16 protein-coding genes and 1 riboswitch are annotated in these 16,017 nt (G+C 67.8%); of the genes, 6 read left to right on the top strand and 10 right to left on the bottom strand.

The window, feature by feature from the left end; genetic code table 11:
• Window positions 1–14: 14 nt before the first annotated feature.
• Window positions 15–593 (bottom strand): histidine phosphatase family protein, encoded by a 579-nt coding sequence (locus VG543_RS15360; protein ID WP_021203373.1) that lies wholly within the window; start codon window positions 591–593, stop codon window positions 15–17.
• A gap of 143 nt (window positions 594–736) precedes the next feature.
• A riboswitch (cobalamin riboswitch) is annotated at window positions 737–959 on the top strand.
• A gap of 115 nt (window positions 960–1,074) precedes the next feature.
• Between VG543_RS15360 and btuB the strand changes: the two genes are divergently transcribed.
• On the top strand, window positions 1,075–2,919 hold the full coding sequence (gene btuB, locus VG543_RS15355) for a TonB-dependent vitamin B12 receptor (RefSeq protein ID WP_423178653.1): 1,845 nt from the start codon (window positions 1,075–1,077) through the stop codon (window positions 2,917–2,919).
• Window positions 2,920–3,038: 119 nt separating this feature from the next.
• On the opposite strand, the gene gph is transcribed toward btuB, so the two are convergent.
• The 3 genes from gph to VG543_RS15340 all read right to left on the bottom strand — a co-directional run bounded on the left by gph (window position 3,039) and on the right by VG543_RS15340 (window position 5,488).
• Window positions 3,039–3,707, bottom strand: a complete 669-nt coding sequence (gene gph, locus VG543_RS15350) for a phosphoglycolate phosphatase (protein ID WP_423178654.1) — start codon at window positions 3,705–3,707, stop codon at window positions 3,039–3,041.
• 63 nt (window positions 3,708–3,770) lie between these two features.
• Window positions 3,771–4,562, bottom strand: coding sequence for a class I SAM-dependent methyltransferase (locus VG543_RS15345; RefSeq protein ID WP_019660932.1), 792 nt, complete (start codon window positions 4,560–4,562; stop codon window positions 3,771–3,773).
• Complete coding sequence (locus VG543_RS15340; RefSeq protein ID WP_423178655.1) at window positions 4,559–5,488, bottom strand: LysR family transcriptional regulator; 930 nt, start codon at window positions 5,486–5,488, stop codon at window positions 4,559–4,561. Before VG543_RS15340 ends, VG543_RS15345 begins: the two co-directional genes overlap by 4 nt.
• Window positions 5,489–5,594: 106 nt before the next feature.
• Here VG543_RS15340 and VG543_RS15335 point away from each other — a divergent pair, with 106 nt between their 5' ends.
• On the top strand, window positions 5,595–6,233 hold the full coding sequence (locus tag VG543_RS15335) for an NAD(P)-dependent oxidoreductase (protein ID WP_423178656.1): 639 nt from the start codon (window positions 5,595–5,597) through the stop codon (window positions 6,231–6,233).
• Window positions 6,234–6,420: 187 nt separating this feature from the next.
• Window positions 6,421–7,332, top strand: coding sequence for an MBL fold metallo-hydrolase (locus tag VG543_RS15330; protein ID WP_019660929.1), 912 nt, complete (start codon window positions 6,421–6,423; stop codon window positions 7,330–7,332).
• Window positions 7,333–7,601: 269 nt separating this feature from the next.
• On the opposite strand, the gene dinB is transcribed toward VG543_RS15330, so the two are convergent.
• Window positions 7,602–8,672 carry a DNA polymerase IV gene (gene dinB / locus VG543_RS15325; RefSeq protein ID WP_134734979.1) on the bottom strand — a complete coding sequence of 357 codons (1,071 nt, stop codon included), beginning with the start codon at window positions 8,670–8,672 and terminating at the stop codon, window positions 7,602–7,604.
• A 191-nt stretch (window positions 8,673–8,863) separates the two neighbouring features.
• On the opposite strand from dinB, the gene fabA reads away from it, so the two are divergent.
• On the top strand, window positions 8,864–9,379 hold the full coding sequence (gene fabA / locus VG543_RS15320) for a 3-hydroxyacyl-[acyl-carrier-protein] dehydratase FabA (protein ID WP_014035851.1): 516 nt from the start codon (window positions 8,864–8,866) through the stop codon (window positions 9,377–9,379).
• Window positions 9,379–10,587 carry a beta-ketoacyl-ACP synthase I gene (gene fabB / locus VG543_RS15315; protein ID WP_019660927.1) on the top strand — a complete coding sequence of 403 codons (1,209 nt, stop codon included), beginning with the start codon at window positions 9,379–9,381 and terminating at the stop codon, window positions 10,585–10,587. The genes fabA and fabB overlap by 1 nt, the downstream gene beginning before the upstream one ends.
• A 97-nt stretch (window positions 10,588–10,684) precedes the next feature.
• On the opposite strand, the gene VG543_RS15310 is transcribed toward fabB, so the two are convergent.
• Genes VG543_RS15310 through VG543_RS15300 form a run of 3 tightly spaced genes read right to left on the bottom strand, consistent with a single transcriptional unit; the run spans window position 10,685 to window position 13,127 of the window.
• Window positions 10,685–11,368: an HAD family hydrolase gene (locus VG543_RS15310; RefSeq protein ID WP_423178657.1), complete on the bottom strand. Its 684-nt coding sequence runs from the start codon at window positions 11,366–11,368 to the stop codon at window positions 10,685–10,687.
• On the bottom strand, window positions 11,365–12,066 hold the full coding sequence (locus VG543_RS15305) for a pseudouridine synthase (RefSeq protein WP_346473446.1): 702 nt from the start codon (window positions 12,064–12,066) through the stop codon (window positions 11,365–11,367). The genes VG543_RS15310 and VG543_RS15305 overlap by 4 nt, the downstream gene beginning before the upstream one ends.
• Entirely contained in the window at window positions 12,063–13,127 is a 1,065-nt protein-coding gene (locus VG543_RS15300) for a class I SAM-dependent methyltransferase (RefSeq protein ID WP_423178658.1), read from the bottom strand. Before VG543_RS15300 ends, VG543_RS15305 begins: the two co-directional genes overlap by 4 nt.
• 157 nt (window positions 13,128–13,284) lie before the next feature.
• Between VG543_RS15300 and VG543_RS15295 the strand changes: the two genes are divergently transcribed.
• On the top strand, window positions 13,285–13,548 hold the full coding sequence (locus VG543_RS15295; RefSeq protein ID WP_005407925.1) for a hypothetical protein: 264 nt from the start codon (window positions 13,285–13,287) through the stop codon (window positions 13,546–13,548).
• Between the two features lie 70 nt (window positions 13,549–13,618).
• On the opposite strand, the gene VG543_RS15290 is transcribed toward VG543_RS15295, so the two are convergent.
• Both VG543_RS15290 and VG543_RS15285 read right to left on the bottom strand, forming a co-directional pair.
• Entirely contained in the window at window positions 13,619–13,912 is a 294-nt protein-coding gene (locus VG543_RS15290) for a DUF3247 family protein (protein WP_019660923.1), read from the bottom strand.
• 43 nt (window positions 13,913–13,955) lie between these two features.
• Window positions 13,956–15,944, bottom strand: coding sequence for an ATP-binding protein (locus VG543_RS15285; RefSeq protein ID WP_026347121.1), 1,989 nt, complete (start codon window positions 15,942–15,944; stop codon window positions 13,956–13,958).
• Window positions 15,945–16,017 lie beyond the last annotated feature (73 nt).

Here is a 16,017-nt window from a genome sequence, read left to right as displayed (position 1 = left end):
GCACTACCGAGGGGTTACGGCTGCTGCAGCTCCAGCAATTCGCCCACCAGCCCGGCCTCACCGCGCTCCAGCCACACACGCAGGCGCGTGCCATGGTCGATGCGCAGCGCCCAGCACAGCGACATCGGCAGGCCGCAGACCTTCGACAGCACCATGCGCAGCGGGCCGCCATGGCTGACCACCAGCGTCGGCACCGGATCGTCATCATCGAGCAGGCGATCCAGCGCGCGCGCGATGCGCCGCTCGAAGTGGCCCCAGCTTTCGCCGTTCGGCGGCGGGAACGCATGCGGGTCAGCATGGAAGGCAGCCAGTGCATCCTCCGGCAGGTCGAACAGCGACTGCCCGTCCCAATCGCCGAAATCCAGTTCTTCCCATTCCTCGTCCGCTTCCACGTCCAGCCCGCGCGGCGTGGCCAGCGCCATTGCCGTGTGCAGCGCGCGCAGCCGCGGCGAACTGATCACCCGCTCCCAGGGCTGCGCGGCGTAAGCGTCGACCAGTTCCTGCGGCAGGCGGGCCAGCTGCGGTGGGTCGCTGCGGCCATCGAGGAACTCATCGCGACCGTTGCCGGCATGGCGGACCAGGTCGAGGATCATGCGTGCGTTCCGTACAGGCAACGCGGGGACAGCGGAAAACGGGCGGACATCGGCAACGGCACCACGGGATCGAGGGACCATTCTAAGGGCACAGCAAAGGCAGTCGAGCAGGCGCGACGCAACGGGACTGCCTGCGATGCCGTAGACTGCGCGCACTTCCAGGTGACCTGCGGCCACGGCCGGCAGGTTGAAACGGGAAGCCGGTGACGCGTGATTCCACGCCAGGCCGGCGCTGCCCCCGCAACGGTAAGCACGTCAGTTCCGGGCAACACTGCCACTGTGCCTCAGGCATGGGAAGGCGCCTGGGCGGCGGCCTCGCGCCGCCCGGCGGCAAGCCCGGAGACCGGCCCGGAAGCCTCAGGTCGCGATGCGGTGGGCATGGCGCTGGATGACCGTGGCGTGCGCTGCGGCATCGGCGCGTGCCTGCCTTCGCGGCTCCTCCCCTTCGCCACGCGGGCGTGCGTGGCACCTGGAGTCCCCCATGAAGCTGCAGTCCCGAATGTTGTCCCTGGCCGTGCTGGCCGCCCTGCCCGCGCTGGCCCAGGCCGCCAATGACACCACCGCGCTCGACCAGATCCTGGTCACTGCGACCCGCACCCCGATCGCCCTGCAGGACAGCATCGCGCCGGCCCAGGTGATCGACCGCGCGCAGATCGAATCCAGCCAGGCCACCTCGCTGCAGGAACTGCTGCGCGGCCGCGCCGGCATCAGCCTGACCAATGCCGGCGGCTTGGGCAAGCAGAGCTCGCTGTTCCTGCGCGGCACCAACTCCGGCCACACCGTGGTGCTGGTCGATGGCGTGCGCATCAACAGCGCCGACCTCGGCCTGGCGATGTACCAGGACCTGCCGCTGGCACAGATCGAGCGCGTGGAGATCGTGCGTGGCCCGCAGTCCAGCCTGTACGGCGCGGACGCCATCGGTGGCGTGATCCAGATCTTCACCCGCCGCAACCAGGGTGATTTCGCCCCGCACTTCCAGCTCGGTGGCGGCAGCAACGGCCTGCGCGAAGCCAGCGGCGGGATCGGCGGCGGGACCGAACGCGGCTGGTTCGGCGCTGACATCGCCTACCAGCATTCCGATGGCATCGATGCCTGCCGCGGCTCCTCCTCGGTGTTCACCGCGGGCTGCTTTGCCGACGAGCATGACCGCGACGGCTACCGCAACCTGTCCAAGAGCCTGCGCGGTGGCTACACCCTCAACGACCAATGGAACGTGGAAGGCAGTGCATTGCGTGCCGACGGAAAGAACCATTACGACGGCTACTACAACTATTCGGAAACCCGCCAGCAGGTGCTGTCCGGCAAGCTGCGCTACACCCCGTCCGAACGCCTGGCGTTCACCGCCAATGTCGGCCGCAGTGACAACGAGTCGGACAACTTCGGCGACTTCGATGCCCGTGGCAGCGCCCAGACCCATCGTGACAGCGCCTCGCTGCAGGGCGACTTCGGCATGGCCGAAGGCCAGCTGCTGAGCACCGGCGTGGACTGGAGCGAAGACAACCTGGATGGCAGCAGCGCCGGGTACCTCGTCGACAGCCGTCGCAACACCGGCGTGTTCGTGCAGTACCAGGGCCGCTTCGGCCGCCACCAGCTGCAGGTCAGCGCACGCAACGACGACAACCAGCAGTTCGGCAACCACGCCACCGGCAGCGCCGGCTGGGCGATGGAACTGGGCCACGGCCTGCGCCTCAACGCCAGCTATGGCACCGCGTTCAAGGCGCCGACCTTCAGCGATCTGTACGACCCGTGGAGCGGCGTGCCGACGTTGAACCCGGAGAAGTCCAAGAGCGCCAACCTGGGCGTTTCGCAGCAGGGACAGGGCTGGCACTGGGGCCTGGACGTATATGAAACCCGCATCGATGATCTGATTACCTACGATGCGGCGACCTTCAGGATGCAGCAAGTGGAGAAGGCCCGCATCCGCGGCGCCGAACTGACCGGTGGCGTGCTGCTGGCCGGCTTCGACATCAACGCACAGCTCAGCTACACCGACCCGCGCAACCGTACCCATGGCAGCACCCAGTTCGACAACTGGCTGCCGCGCCGCGCGCAGCAGACCGCACGCCTGGACATCGACCGCCGCTTCGGCGACTTCCGCGCCGGCCTGACGGTTCAGGGTTCAGGCAAGCGTTATGACAATGCGGCCAACACGATAAAGGTCGGCGGTTACGGTACGCTGGACCTGCGCGCCGAGTACGCGCTGACGCCGTCGTGGACGCTGCTGGCGCGTGCCGCCAATGTGTTCGATCGCCGCTACGAGACCGTGGCGTGGTTCAACCAGCCCGGCCGCGAGTACCAGCTGAGCGTGCGTTACCAGCCGAAATGAAGGCGCGCGCCGGGCATCGCCCGGCGCCTCCTGATGCCATCGACGCATGGCGTCGATCTACTGTAGAGCCGAGCCCATGCTCGGCTCACGCAATGAAGCAGCCGAGCGTGGGCTCGGCTCTACACCCGAACGCCCGCGGCCAACCCCGGCAACTCACGCAGGTCGTCGATCACTGCCACCGCGTGCGCGCTGCCCAGGTCCAGGCCGCGTGGATAGCCGTAGCGCACCAGCGCGATCGGCATGCCCGCCTCTTCGGCGGCGCGGTAGTCGGTCAACGAATCTCCCACCATCAGGCACGCCTCCACCGGCAGCGCGAAATGCGCGGCGATGTGCCGCAGCGGTTCGCCACTGGGCTTGCGCTGCGGCAGCGAATCACCGCCCAGTATCAGCGCGAACGCATCACCAATGCCCAGGTGCTGCAGCAGCGGCGGCACCAGTGCTTCGGGCTTGTTGGTGCAGATCGCCAGTGGCACGTTGCGCGCGCGCAGCTGCGCCAGTGCGTCGGCCACGCCATCGAACAGGCGCGGGCTGCGCAGCAGGCATTCACGGTAGTGCACCATGAACACCGGCATCACTTCGGCCAGGTCGACCTCGCGGCCTGCCGCATGCACGGCCTGTTCGACCAGGCGGCGCACACCGTCGCCGATCCAGCCGAGCACGGTGGCTTCCGGCACGCGTGCCATGCCGATGTCCTCCAGCGTGCGGTTCAGCGCTTCGGCGATATCAGCTGCGCTGTCGACCAGCGTGCCATCAAGGTCGAACACGACCAGTGGATAGGGATACGACAAGGAACGGCACCTGCACGACGTGGGCCCCCCATTGTACGCCGCTGGTTTCCGCGCCGATCCGCCTCAACCGATCCGGCGCGCTCGGGTGGCCAGGAAGGTGGGAAGATAACGGTCGATCAGGAAGCGCGGCCGCGGCTGCCAGTCTTCCATGAAGCGATCGATGACGAAGCCGGCATCCAGCTGGCCACCAATCAGCTCGGTCAGGCTGTGGCCAAAGGTCAATGCGTCGCCACGGGCCAGCTTCGCCTCGCGTTCGGCTTGCGGCAGGTCTTCCAGGTCCGAATAGGGAATGGCGTACTGCGGACGGATCAGGCCCTGTGCATCCAGCTGCGGATCGCGCGCACCCACGAACAGCACCGGATTGTAGAAGCTGGCCATCAGCATGCCATCGCGCGCCAGCACGCGGCGGCATTCAGTCCATACCGGGCGCACGTCAGGGACGTAGAGGTTCGAGATCGGGTGGAACACCACATCGAAACTGTCATTGGCAAACACGTGCAGGTCGCGCATGTCACCCTGCACGGTGCGCAGCTGCAGGCCATCGCGCGCGGCGACCGCGCGGTCCTGTTCAAGCTGCCCGTCGGAGAGGTCGAACACGGTGACATCGGCGCCAGCGGCAGCAAGCACCGGTGCCTGTTGGCCACCACCCGAGGCCAGGCACAGGATGCGACGGCCGCGCACGTCGCCCATCCAGTCCAGCGGCAACGCGCGCGGCGTCAGGTGCACCTGCCAGCGGCCTGCGCGCGCGGCAGCAATCGTTGAGCTTTCCACCGGGCGCGACCATTCGCGCGCTTCACTGGCCTGGCGGTCCCAGGCAGCACGGTTGTGGTCGATCAAGGCCTGTCCATGGTTCATGTGTCCTCCGTGCCCGGCGGGCGCCAATCCAGATCCTGGAAGGCCGGGCCGGCGAAACACTCGGCCAGGTAGTCCAGGAATCGCCGCATGATAGCGGGCTGCTGTCGCCGTGACGCGTACACGGCATGAATGCCGAGCTCGTCCAGACTGAATTCGGGCAGCAGTTCGACCAGTTCGCCACTGCGCAGCATCGGCGCCACCTGGTAGGTCGGCAGCATGGCGATACCGGCACCGGCCCGCACCGCCTCCAGCAGCAGCGATGCCTCGTTGGCACTGATGTTGCCGCCCACAGCCACCGACAGCGAACGGCCATCGCGGTGCAGCTGCCACAGGCTCTTGCCGACGTAGTGGTGGGTCAGGCAGTTGTGCGCGGCCAGGTGTTCGGGAGCGGTTGGCGTACCGCGCGCCTCCAGGTAGGACGGCGTCGCGCACAGCACCGAGCGGCAGGTCGCCAGCCGCCGTGCGATCAGGCTGGGATCGATCTGGCGCGCGATGCGCACGGCCAGGTCCACCCGTTCTTCCACCAGGTTCACGGTGCGGTCGACCAGCAGCAGTTCGATGCGCGCGGCAGGATGGCGCGCGACGAAACCGGCCACCGCTCGTGCCAGGTGGCTCTGCCCGAACGACACGCTGGCGGTCACCCGCAGCGTGCCGTGCGGTTCGGGATCATCGCTGGCCAGCTCGCCCTGCAGTTCCTCACTTATCGCCAGCATCTGCCGGAAGCGCGCCAGCGCCGCTTCGCCGGGGCCGGTCAGGCTGACCCGCCGTGTGGTCCGGTGCAGCAGGCGCGCGCCCAGCCAACCCTCGACCTCGGCCAGGTAACGGCTGACCATCGCCCGTGACATGTCCAGCACCTCTGCCGCTGCGGTCAGGCTGCCGCGCTCGGCCACCTCGACGAACACGGTCATGGCGGTCAATCGGTCCATATGCTCGATCCGTGCAACAAACAAGCGCGTTATACGCTGTTTTTCGAGCGACTGCAGCGGCCTACAGTGGCCGCGTCCCCCCCGCACCGCCCCACGGAGTCCTGCCATGAAGATCGCCCTCGTCGGTTCCACCGGCAACATCGGCCGCCAGATCGCCCGCCACGCGCTGGCGAACGGCCACGAACTCACTGTCATCGTGCGCAGCGCGCAGGATCTTCCGGCCGAACTGGCCGGCGCCCATCCGGTGGTCGCCTCGCTGGATGACCAGGACGCGCTGGTCGCCGCCACCGCCGGCCACGACGTGCTGGCCAGCGCCTACGGCCCACGCCCGGGCGATGACATCGGCCGCGTCGGCGAGGTGGCCGCACAGCTGGCCGCGGCCGCGCGCAAGGCCGGTGTACCGCGCCTGGTGGTGGTCGGCGGTGCCGGCAGCCTGGAAGTCGCACCCGGCGTGCAGCTGGTCGATACCCCCACCTTCCCGGAGGCCTACAAGCCATACGCGCTGGCCCATCGAGAAGCCTTCAATCGACTGCAGGTGGTGGACGACCTGGACTGGACCTTCTTCTCGCCGGCCGCCGAAATCGGCCCGGGCGAAGAGCGTGGCCATTACCGCGTGCAGCCCAGGGCCTTCCTGGCCGACGCCAGCGGCCACAGCCGCATCAGTTATGCCGACTACGGCGCCGCGTTCGTCGCCGAGCTGGAAGCGCACAAGTACCCGAAGCAGATCATCACGGCAGCGTATTGATCATGCCGTCCGCCGGGCATGGCCCGGCGCTACCTCCCTGTAGAGCCGAAGGCAACGGCAGGAGCCGTTGCCAACATCGCTTGCGACGGCCCGTAGGGGGCCGGGCAAGGACGCCCGGCATAGCCCGCGCTCGGCTCTACGCGAACATGCAGCCGGGCATTGGCCCGGCTCTAGACAAGGAATTCCCATGCGTACCGCTGCCCTGCTGCTTCCCCTCGCCCTGGCCGCCACTTTCACCAGTGCGCCCCTGCTGGCCGCACCGGCCACCGCGGCGCCGACCACCGCGACGAAATCCCAACTGCACCTGCAGACCTTCCATCCCGGCCCGCAGGCAATGTTCCCGGTGTCCTCGGTGCTGATCGAAGGCCGCCACGACGCGATCCTGGTCAATGCGCAGTTCGGTGCCAGCGACGCGCGCAAACTGGTCGAGCTGATCCGCGCCAGCGGCAAGCAGTTGACCACGATCTATATCAGCCACGGCGATCCGGACTACTACTTCGGCCTCGCCACGCTGCAGGATGCGTTCCCGCAGGCGCGCATCGTCGCTACCGCGCAGACCGTTGCCCACATCCAGCAGACACAGGCCGGCAAGCTGGCCTACTGGGGCCCGAAGATGGCTGCCGACGTGCCCGCGCGCATCGTGCTGCCGCAGGTGCTGGAGGGCGATGCCCTGCAACTGGAAGGCCAGCGCCTGCCGCTGATCGGCCTGGACGGACCGACCCCGGACCGCACCGTGCTGTGGGTGCCGTCGCTGCGCGCGATCGTCGGTGGCATTCCGGTGGTGGCGGGCGAGCACGTGTGGATGGCCGACACGCAGACGCCGAAGTCACATGCCGACTGGCTGCAGACCCTGCAGCAGCTGCAGGCGCTGAAGCCGAAGGTGGTGGTGCCGGGGCATTACGCGCCAGGTGCGGCGCTGGATGCCAGTGCACTGCGCTTCACTGCGGACTACATCCGCACGTTCGATATCGAAGCGGCAAAGGCGAAGGACAGTGCGGCGCTGGTGCAGGCAATGCAGTCGCGCTACCCGAAGCTGGATGGCGTGGCATCGCTGGAGCTGAGCGCGAAGGTGGCCAAGGGCGAGATGCAGTGGCCATGAGGTAGGGAGTCTTCTTTTGCAGGACTGCGCCCTGCACCTGCTCAATGCAACGGCAACAGCCGAAGCAACAGCAACAGCTGGCTATCCGTGGGATGGCGAGGTGGGTCCGGTTGCGGGGGACGCTGCAAGTACGTCCATGTAAGCTCGGTCGCCGCATCCATGCGGCTCACGCCCCCGCAACCGGCCCCACCCCGCCTTCGACAGTTTCCTGCTGCTGACGGAACCTGCTGCTGTTGGTGGGTGCCGACCGTTGGTCGGCACGGCAATGATCAGTGCTCGAACAATTCCCCCTGCACCACCGGTTCCTTTTCGCGGAAGCCACCCAGCCCGACCCCGACCAGCCGATAGCGCGTCTCCGCCGGCAGGTCGACGCGGGCGCGCAGGGCCAGCGCGATGTCGCGCAGTTCTTCCATCGATTCCGGCGGGCGCTCCGGGGTGAAGCTGCGGGTGAGGATGCGGAACTGCGCGGTCTTCAGTTTCAGCACCACGGTGTGGCCGACGCGTTCGGTCTTGCGCGTGGCCTTCCAGGTCTTCTCCGCCAGTTGCACGATCGCCTCGCCCAGGTCTTCCAGCAGCAGGTCCTCGGCAAAGGTGTCCTCCGAGGAGATCGACTGTACCTGCTGGTCCGGTTCCACCGGCCGCTCGTCGACGCCGCGTGCGCGGTTGTACAGGCTGCGGCCGAAACTGCCGAACGCCTCTTCCAGATCGGTCAATGCCCATTGCCGCAGATCGCCGCAGGTGGCGATGCCGCGCGCGGCAAGTTTTCCTTCCATCACCTTGCCGACGCCGGGCACCCGGTTCACCGGCAACGGCTGCAGGAACGCGTCCACCCGCTGCGGTGGAATCACGAACTGGCCATCGGGCTTGCGCCAGTCCGAAGCGATCTTGGCCAGGAACTTGTTCGGCGCGATCCCGGCTGAAGCGGTCAGGTTCGTCTCCTCACGGATCTGCGCACGGATGGTGCGGGCGATGTCGGTGGCCAGTTCGATGCCGCTCTTCGGCTCGGTCACGTCCAGGTAGGCCTCGTCCAGCGACAACGGCTCGACCAGGTCGGTGTGGCGCAGGAAGATCTCGCGCACCTGGCGTGACACCGCCTTGTAACGTGCAAAGTCAGGCGGTACGAAGATCGCGTCCGGACACAGGCGTTCGGCGCGCAGCGCCGGCATCGCCGAACGCACGCCGAACACGCGTGCCTCGTAGGACGCCGCACACACCACCGAGCGCGCGCCGCGCCATGCCACAACCACCGGCTTGCCGCGCAGTGACGGATCGTCGCGCTGCTCCACCGACGCGTAGAACGCGTCCATGTCGACGTGGATGATCTTGCGCAGTCGGGTCATGTCAGGCGGAAAGGGCGGGGGCGTGCCGAACGGGCCACACGCCGAAGTATGGTCGTTGCACATCAACAGGATGCGCGTATTCCATTGAAAACACTACGGTTGCGTACGGTTGAAATGTTTGATCGGCGCAGTTTCCACGGGCATCCTCGAACGCTTGTTTCCCTGTTTCCCCGCTTCCAGGATTGTGCTTCATGACCCGTCTCCACGCGTTCAACCGCGAACAGCTGCTGGCCAGCGCACGCGGTGAACTGTTCGGCACCGCCGCCGGCCGTTTGCCCAACGATCCGATGCTGATGTTCGACCGCATCACCGACATCCACGAGGACGGCGGACCGCACGGCAAGGGCATGGTACGCGCCGAGCTGGATATCCGCCCGGACCTGTGGTTCTTCGGCTGCCACTTCATCGGCGACCCGGTGATGCCAGGCTGCCTGGGCCTGGATGCCATGTGGCAGCTGACCGGCTTCTTCCTGACCTGGCTGGGCGCCCCCGGCAAGGGCCGCGCGCTGGGCTGTGGCGAGGTGAAGTTCACCGGCCAGGTACTGCCGGACGCCAAGCTCGTACGCTACGAGATCGACATCAGCCGGGTCATCAACCGCAAGCTGGTGATGGCCCAGTCCGATGCCCGCATGTACGTGGATGATCGCGAAATCTACAGCGCCCGCGACCTGCGCGTCGGCCTGTTCACCGAAACCGGGAGCTTCTGATGCGTCGCGTCGTCATCACCGGCATGGGCATCACCTCCTGCCTCGGCAATGATCTGGATACCGTTTCGGCCGCGCTGCGCGAAGGGCGCTCGGGCATCACCGCCCTGGCCGACCACGCCGAAGCGGGCCTGCGCAGCCAGGTCGGCGGTCGTGTCGACCTCGATCTGGAGGCGCTGATCGACCGCAAGCAGAAGCGCTTCATGAGCGACGCGGCGGCCTTCGCCTACCTGGCCATGCGCGATGCCATCGCCGATGCCGGGCTCAGCGCCGAGCAGGTCAGCAGCCTGCGCACCGGCCTGATCGCCGGTTCCGGTGGCGGCTCCAGCGAATGGCAGATCGGCGCGGTCGACCTGCTGCGCGAACGTGGTGTGCGCAAGGTCGGCCCGTACATGGTGCCGCGCACGATGTGCTCGACGGTCTCGGCCTGCCTGGCCACCGCCTACCAGATCAAGGGCGTCAGCTATTCGTTGTCGGCCGCCTGCGCGACCTCGGCGCACTGCATCGGCGCCGCCGCGGACATGATCCGCCATGGCGCGCAGGACATCATGTTCGCCGGTGGCGGCGAAGACCTGCACTGGTCGATGAGCGTGATGTTCGATGCAATGGGCGCGCTGTCGACCAGCTTCAACGAGACCCCGGCCAGCGCCTCGCGCCCGTACGACAAGGACCGCGACGGCTTCGTCATCGCCGGCGGTGGTGGCATGCTGGTGCTGGAGGACTACGACCACGCCGTTGCGCGCGGCGCGCGCATCCATGCCGAACTGATCGGCTATGGCGTGACCTCCGACGGCGCCGACATGGTCGCCCCGTCCGGTGAAGGCGCGGTGCGCTGCATGAAGATGGCACTGCAGGGCGTCGATCGCCCGCTGGATTACCTCAACACCCACGGCACCTCCACGCCGCTGGGCGACGTCACCGAGCTCAACGCCATCCGCGAAGTGTTCGGCGATGCGGTGCCGCCGCTGTCCTCGACCAAGGCGCTGTCCGGCCATTCGCTGGGTGCGGCCAGCGTGCACGAGGCGATCTACTGCCTGCTGATGATGCGCGATGGCTTCGTTGCCGGTTCGGCCAACATCGGCGAACTGGACCCGAAGGTGGAGAGCTTCCCGATCCTGCGCGAAAGCCGCGCGCAGACGCTGGACACGGTGATGTCCAACAGCTTCGGCTTCGGTGGCACCAACGCCGCGCTGGTGTTCGGGCGGGTGTGATGGGGGCAGGTGTGCCGACCAACGGTCGGCACCCACCAATAGATGTAGAGCCGAGCCATGCTCGGCTCAGTGCCGGCTAACGGTCGGCACCTACCGCTTATTTCGGCAGCAGCGGCAGCAGCAACGCGTGCGCATCCACCAGCGAACCGACAATGCGATGGCCAAGCGCGCGCAGCTCTTCGTCAGGATGCACCAGGTCCGGTACCTGGATCACGGTCATGCCAGCGGCCAATGCCGCGCGCGTGCCAGCGGGTGAGTCTTCCAGCGCCAGGCAGCGCCCAGGCACCTGGCCCAGTCGCTGCGCGGCCAGCAGGTAGATGTCCGGTGCCGGTTTCGGCCGCGCCACGTCGCCACTGGTGATCACCGCGTCGAAATACGGCAGCAGTCCGGCCGCCGCCAGCTTGCGGTTGGCACGCGGCTGCCGCGTGGTGGTGGCCACCGCGCGCGGTACCGCGTGCGCCTTCAGCAGCTCCAGCAGTTCCAGGATGCCCGGACGCAACGGCAGGCCGGTCTGTGTGCGTCCTTCGTACAGTTCGTGGCAGCGTGCAGCGACCGCCTCGATCACGCTGTCCTCGATACCCTGCGCACGCAGCAGCGCGTGCGAATCCCGGTCGCCGAGGCCGACCATGCGCAGGAACACTTCCTCGTCCAGGCCCAGTGCGAATTCGTCGGCGGCCTCGCTCCAGCAGGCCAGCGAGACGCGCTCGCTGTCGATCATCAGGCCGTCCATGTCGAAGATGACGGCGTCGGGGAGGAACGGCAGCGCAGCGATGGTGGTCATGGAGCGAACAGCGTATCCAGGTCGGTGGAAGTGAGCTGCCGCCATTGCCCCTCGTCCAGTCCCTGCAGGTCCAGCCCGCCAACACGACTGCGGTGCAGGGCCTGCACGTGGTTGCCGGTGGCGGCGAACATGCGGCGTACCTGATGGTAGCGGCCTTCGTGCAGCACCAGGCGCGCGCGACGCGCATCCAGCACTTCCAGTTCAGCCGGCAGCAGGGGCGTCTTCTCGGACTCCAGCATCAGCGTGCCGCTGGCGAACAGCGCCACCTCGTCGCCGCGCAGGTCCTCGCTCAATTCGACCTCATAGACTTTCGGCAGCTTCGACTTCGGCGAGATGATCCGGTGCAGCAGGCTGCCATCGTCGGTCAGCAGCAGCAGGCCGCTGGTCTCGCGGTCGAGGCGGCCCACCGTGGACAGCACCGGATCGCGGTCGCGGAAGCGCGGCGGCAGCAGGTCGTAGATCAGGCGCCCGGTGTCCTTGGTCGAACAGGTGTAGCCGGCCGGCTTGTGCAGCGCGATCGACAGCCCCGGCGGTGGGTCCAGCGGCTCGCCATCGACCCGGATGGCGTCATGCGGCACCTGGTCGTCGGCATACAGCACCTCGCCATCGGCGTCGGTGACGCGGCCTTCGCGGAACATCCATTGCACCTGCTTGCGGCTGCCATAGCCCAGGTTGGCGATGTGCTTGACCAGCTTCACTTGCCCTTCCCCTTCACTGCTTCCACCAGCTTGAAACCGTCGCGTTCGGCGACCACGCGCACCGCGCCGAAGCTGTCGTTGAGGGTGTGCTCGTAAGGCAGGTGGCGGTTGGCCACCACGTACAGGCGCCCGCCCGGGCGCAATGCCTGCGCAGCCACGGCGATGAAGCGCTGGCCGATGTCCGGGCGGTCAGCGCGCGACGGCGTGTGGAACGGCGGGTTGCTGATGATGACGTCGTAGCCCGGCTCGATGCCGGCGGTGGCGTCCTGCCACAGGAAGCGCAGCGGCAGCGGGCGCGGCGGCGGCGCCAGATTGAGCTCGGCCAGCGCCAGTGCGCGCTGCTCGGCCTCGTACAGGTCCAGCGCGGTGATCTTCGGGCAGCGTTCCAGGAGTTCGCGCGACAGGTAGCCGTAGCCGGCGCCGAGGTCGGCGGCACGCCCGGCCAGGTCGGCCGGCAGGTGCTCGGCCAGCAGCGCCGACGCCGGATCGATGCGATCCCAGGCGAACACGCCCGGGCGGCTGAGGAAACGGCCACCGACGATCGGGCGCACCGCGTCCAGTGCCGACCAGCGCTTGGCCAGGTCGGCATCGTGCTGGCCCTGCATCGGGGCGGTCCAGTACACGCGGCAGTGGTTCTTGGTCAGGCTGCCGCCGAGGCCGGCCAACTGCTTGAGGTCGCCCTCGCCGGAGCGCGCGCCTTCGTTGTTGGACTGGCAGGCAACGATGCGGCCGCCGTCGGCGACCAGCGCCAGCGCACGGGCGAACAGCGCACGGGCTTCTTCACGCTGGCGCGGCGGCAGCACCAGCACCAACGGGTAGCGGCCCTTGCCGGCCGCGTCATCCAGCTGCCCGCTGACGGTCCAGCCGGCAGCCTGCTGCAGCGGTTGCGCGAACGGGGCGAAGCTCTGTTCGCAGTGCACCTCGCGATCGCCGGCCACTTCGCGCAATGGCCAGCCATCGCGGGCACGCAGGAAGGCCACCGGGCCCTCCGGCCAGCGCAGGGCGCCTTGGGAGAACGGCAGGAGCAGGGTCTGCAGGGGGGCGTCGTCGCTGGAGGCCATCGGCGCGGGTACTTCAAGCGTGAGGGCCGTCCATTGTACCGGCTTGGCCGGGCCGGCCCCGGCGGCCCGCTTTGCGAAACCCGAACGGGGCCTTGATCCGCCAGAAACATTGAAACGTTCAGGGTAGAGGCTCCCCCGGAAACCCAGGAGAACCTGCATGCGAGCCTTGTTCGTCGGTGGCGTGGTCGACAACAGTGAAATGGACCTGGAAGGCAGCCATCCGCCCGTGCACTACCCCGAGGACACCGGCGGCGGCCACTCGCGCTACCGGCTGCACCAGGTCGGCCATGGCGCCGACGGCAGCGTGGCCTATGCGGTGTACGGCGCGCCGGACCTGGCTGATGACGAGGTGGCGAGGGTTGCAGAGGAGCGGGCGTACGCACGCCGGTTCGAGGCGACGCCGACCCTGTTCGAGCACTGACACATCTGTAGCGCCCGAGCCCATGCTCGGGCGGCGGCAGAGCCGAGCGTGGGCTCGGCTCTACCTCGGATCAAGGCGCCTTGGGTGGCAGGCGGTTGATACTGGCGATCTCATCCAGCCACACATGGTGCTGCTGCACCGGCGTGTCGTAGTCATCCAGGCGCAACTGGCCGTTGCTGCCTTCATCACCCGCGGCGTTGCGGTATTGCTGCACAGTTGGCCTCACGGCCACCGTGCCGAGCAGGCGGCGGCCATCGTGCAGAATCAGTTCCACCTGCGTTTCGCCATCCAGCTGCGGCAGCAGGGCTTCCAGGCGCGCGATCTGCGCCGGATCGGTGTGGATACGTGGAGCTATGCGGGACATCGGCGACCTCCTGACTGCAGGGTCGCCGATCGGCCGTGAATGCTCAGTGCAGCGCGCTGTCCGCGCGCGCCACCTGCACCTTGCGCACGGCAGCCACCAGCTGCGCTACCGAGTACGGCTTGGCGACGTGCTCCTGGAAGCCCGAGGCCAGCGCGCGGCGGCGGTCGTCGGCACGCGCCAGTGCAGTCACCGCCACCGCAGGCAAGGTCGCCGCGTCCACGCCCATGTCCTCGCGCAAGGTGCGCACCAGCCCATAGCCATCCATGCCCGGCATGCCGATGTCGGTCAGCAGCACGTGGTACTGCAGGTGGCCGGTGTCGGCCAGCAGTGCCAGCGCTTCGCCGGCCGAGCTGGCCGCCGATACGGTGGCGCCCTGCTCTTCCAGCATGCGGCGCAGGTATTCCAGCACTTCCGGCTGATCCTCCACCGCCAGCACGTGCATGCCGCGCAGCGGATAGGGTTCGACGACCACCGGCTCCAGGATCGGCCCACTGATCACTTCGCGCAGCGGTCGGCGCTCTGCATCCGGCAGGTGCTGGGGCAGGCGCACGGTGAAGGTGGCGCCATGGCCATGCCCTTCGCTGGCGGCAGTGACCGTGCCGCCATGCAGTTCGACCAGCTGCTGCACGATCGCCAGGCCCAGGCCGAGACCGCCATGACGGCGCGTGGTGGTGCCATCAGCCTGCCGGAAGCGGCTGAACAGATGGTTGAGGAATTCGGGCGCGATGCCGTCGCCGGTGTCGCGCACGGTGATCACCCAGTGATTGCCATCGGCCTGCAGCTGCAGGTCGACGCGTCCTTCGGCCGGGGTGAACTTGATCGCATTGGACAGCAGGTTCCACAACACCTGCTGCAGGCGGGTGGCATCGCCCAGCACCAGGCACGGCTGTTCCGGCAGCAGCAGGCTCACATCCAGCGCCTTGCCTTCGGCGACCAGCTCCTGCGCGCCGATGGCTTCGCTCAGCAGGTCGCGCAGGTCCAGTATCTCCACCTCCAGCTGCACCTTGCCCAGCAGCATGCTGCTCAGGTCGAGCATGTCCGAGATCAGCCGCTTCTGCGCACCGGCGCTGTTGGCGATCACGTTCAGGCCCTTGTACAGCGGACTGGTGTTGTCCACGCGCTGCAGCAGCAGTTCGCTCCAGCCCAGGATGGTGGTCAGCGGCGTACGCAGTTCATGCGACAGCGTGGCCAGGAACTCGTCCTTCAGCCGCGCCATGTTCTCCGCAGCGCTGCGCGCGGCACGCTCGGACTGCAGCAGCTCCTCGCGGGCCAGTTCAATTTCGCGTCGTTCGGTGACGTCCGGACTGCTGCCGGCCAGGCCGATGAAGCGGCCCATCCGCGAAAAACGCGGGCGGGCGTTCATCTCCAGCCAGCGCCACTGGCCATCCGCGCGCCGCGCACGCACCAGCGCGTGCATCGAACGCTGCGCCTTCAGCGCTTCCTGCAGTTCGTATTCGAACACGGACGCGTCATCCGGATGCACGAGACCGCGCCAGACATCTTCCGGCACACGCGTTTCATCACCACCGAAGAACTCGCTGAAGGCACTGTTGACGAAACGCGCATGGCCGCGCTCATCGAGCACCCACACCGGCATCGGCAGGCCGTCTGCCAGCGCGCTGAAACGGGCTTCGCTTTCGCCCAGCTCCACTTCCATCTGCTTGCGCGCGGTGATGTCGAAGAACAGGATGCCGACCTTGTCTTCTCCCGGCCGCCCCACCCGCACCGCGTCGACCGCGAACGAGCGGCCCAGCGCACGGGCTTCCATCTCGAACTGAGCGGGGCGGCCGCTGCGTGCGACTTCGCCATAGATACGGAACCAGTCCTGCTCGTGGTTGGGTTCCAGCGCAGTCATGCACTTGCCACGAGCGTCCTTCAGCCCAGTGTGGCGCTCGAACGCGTCGTTGACTTCGATGAAACAATAGTCGACCGCACGATCACCTTCGAACAGCACCTGGATCACGCAGAAGCCGGCGTTGATGCGCTCAAGCACGCCACGATGCAGGTCGGGTTCTGGCGCCGGCACCAGCATCGGTGGGCGCTCCACGAGGGGCGGCAGTGTGGACAAGGGGGTCTTTGCAGGCCAGGTTGGGAGCACAGCATCT

It is taken from the genome of Stenotrophomonas sp. CASM101 (genome assembly GCF_049384845.1).
Taxonomy (GTDB): domain Bacteria; phylum Pseudomonadota; class Gammaproteobacteria; order Xanthomonadales; family Xanthomonadaceae; genus Stenotrophomonas; species Stenotrophomonas hibiscicola.
The sequence above is the reverse complement of the archived record's forward strand: the minus strand, read 5'-3'. Positions and strand labels throughout refer to the sequence as shown.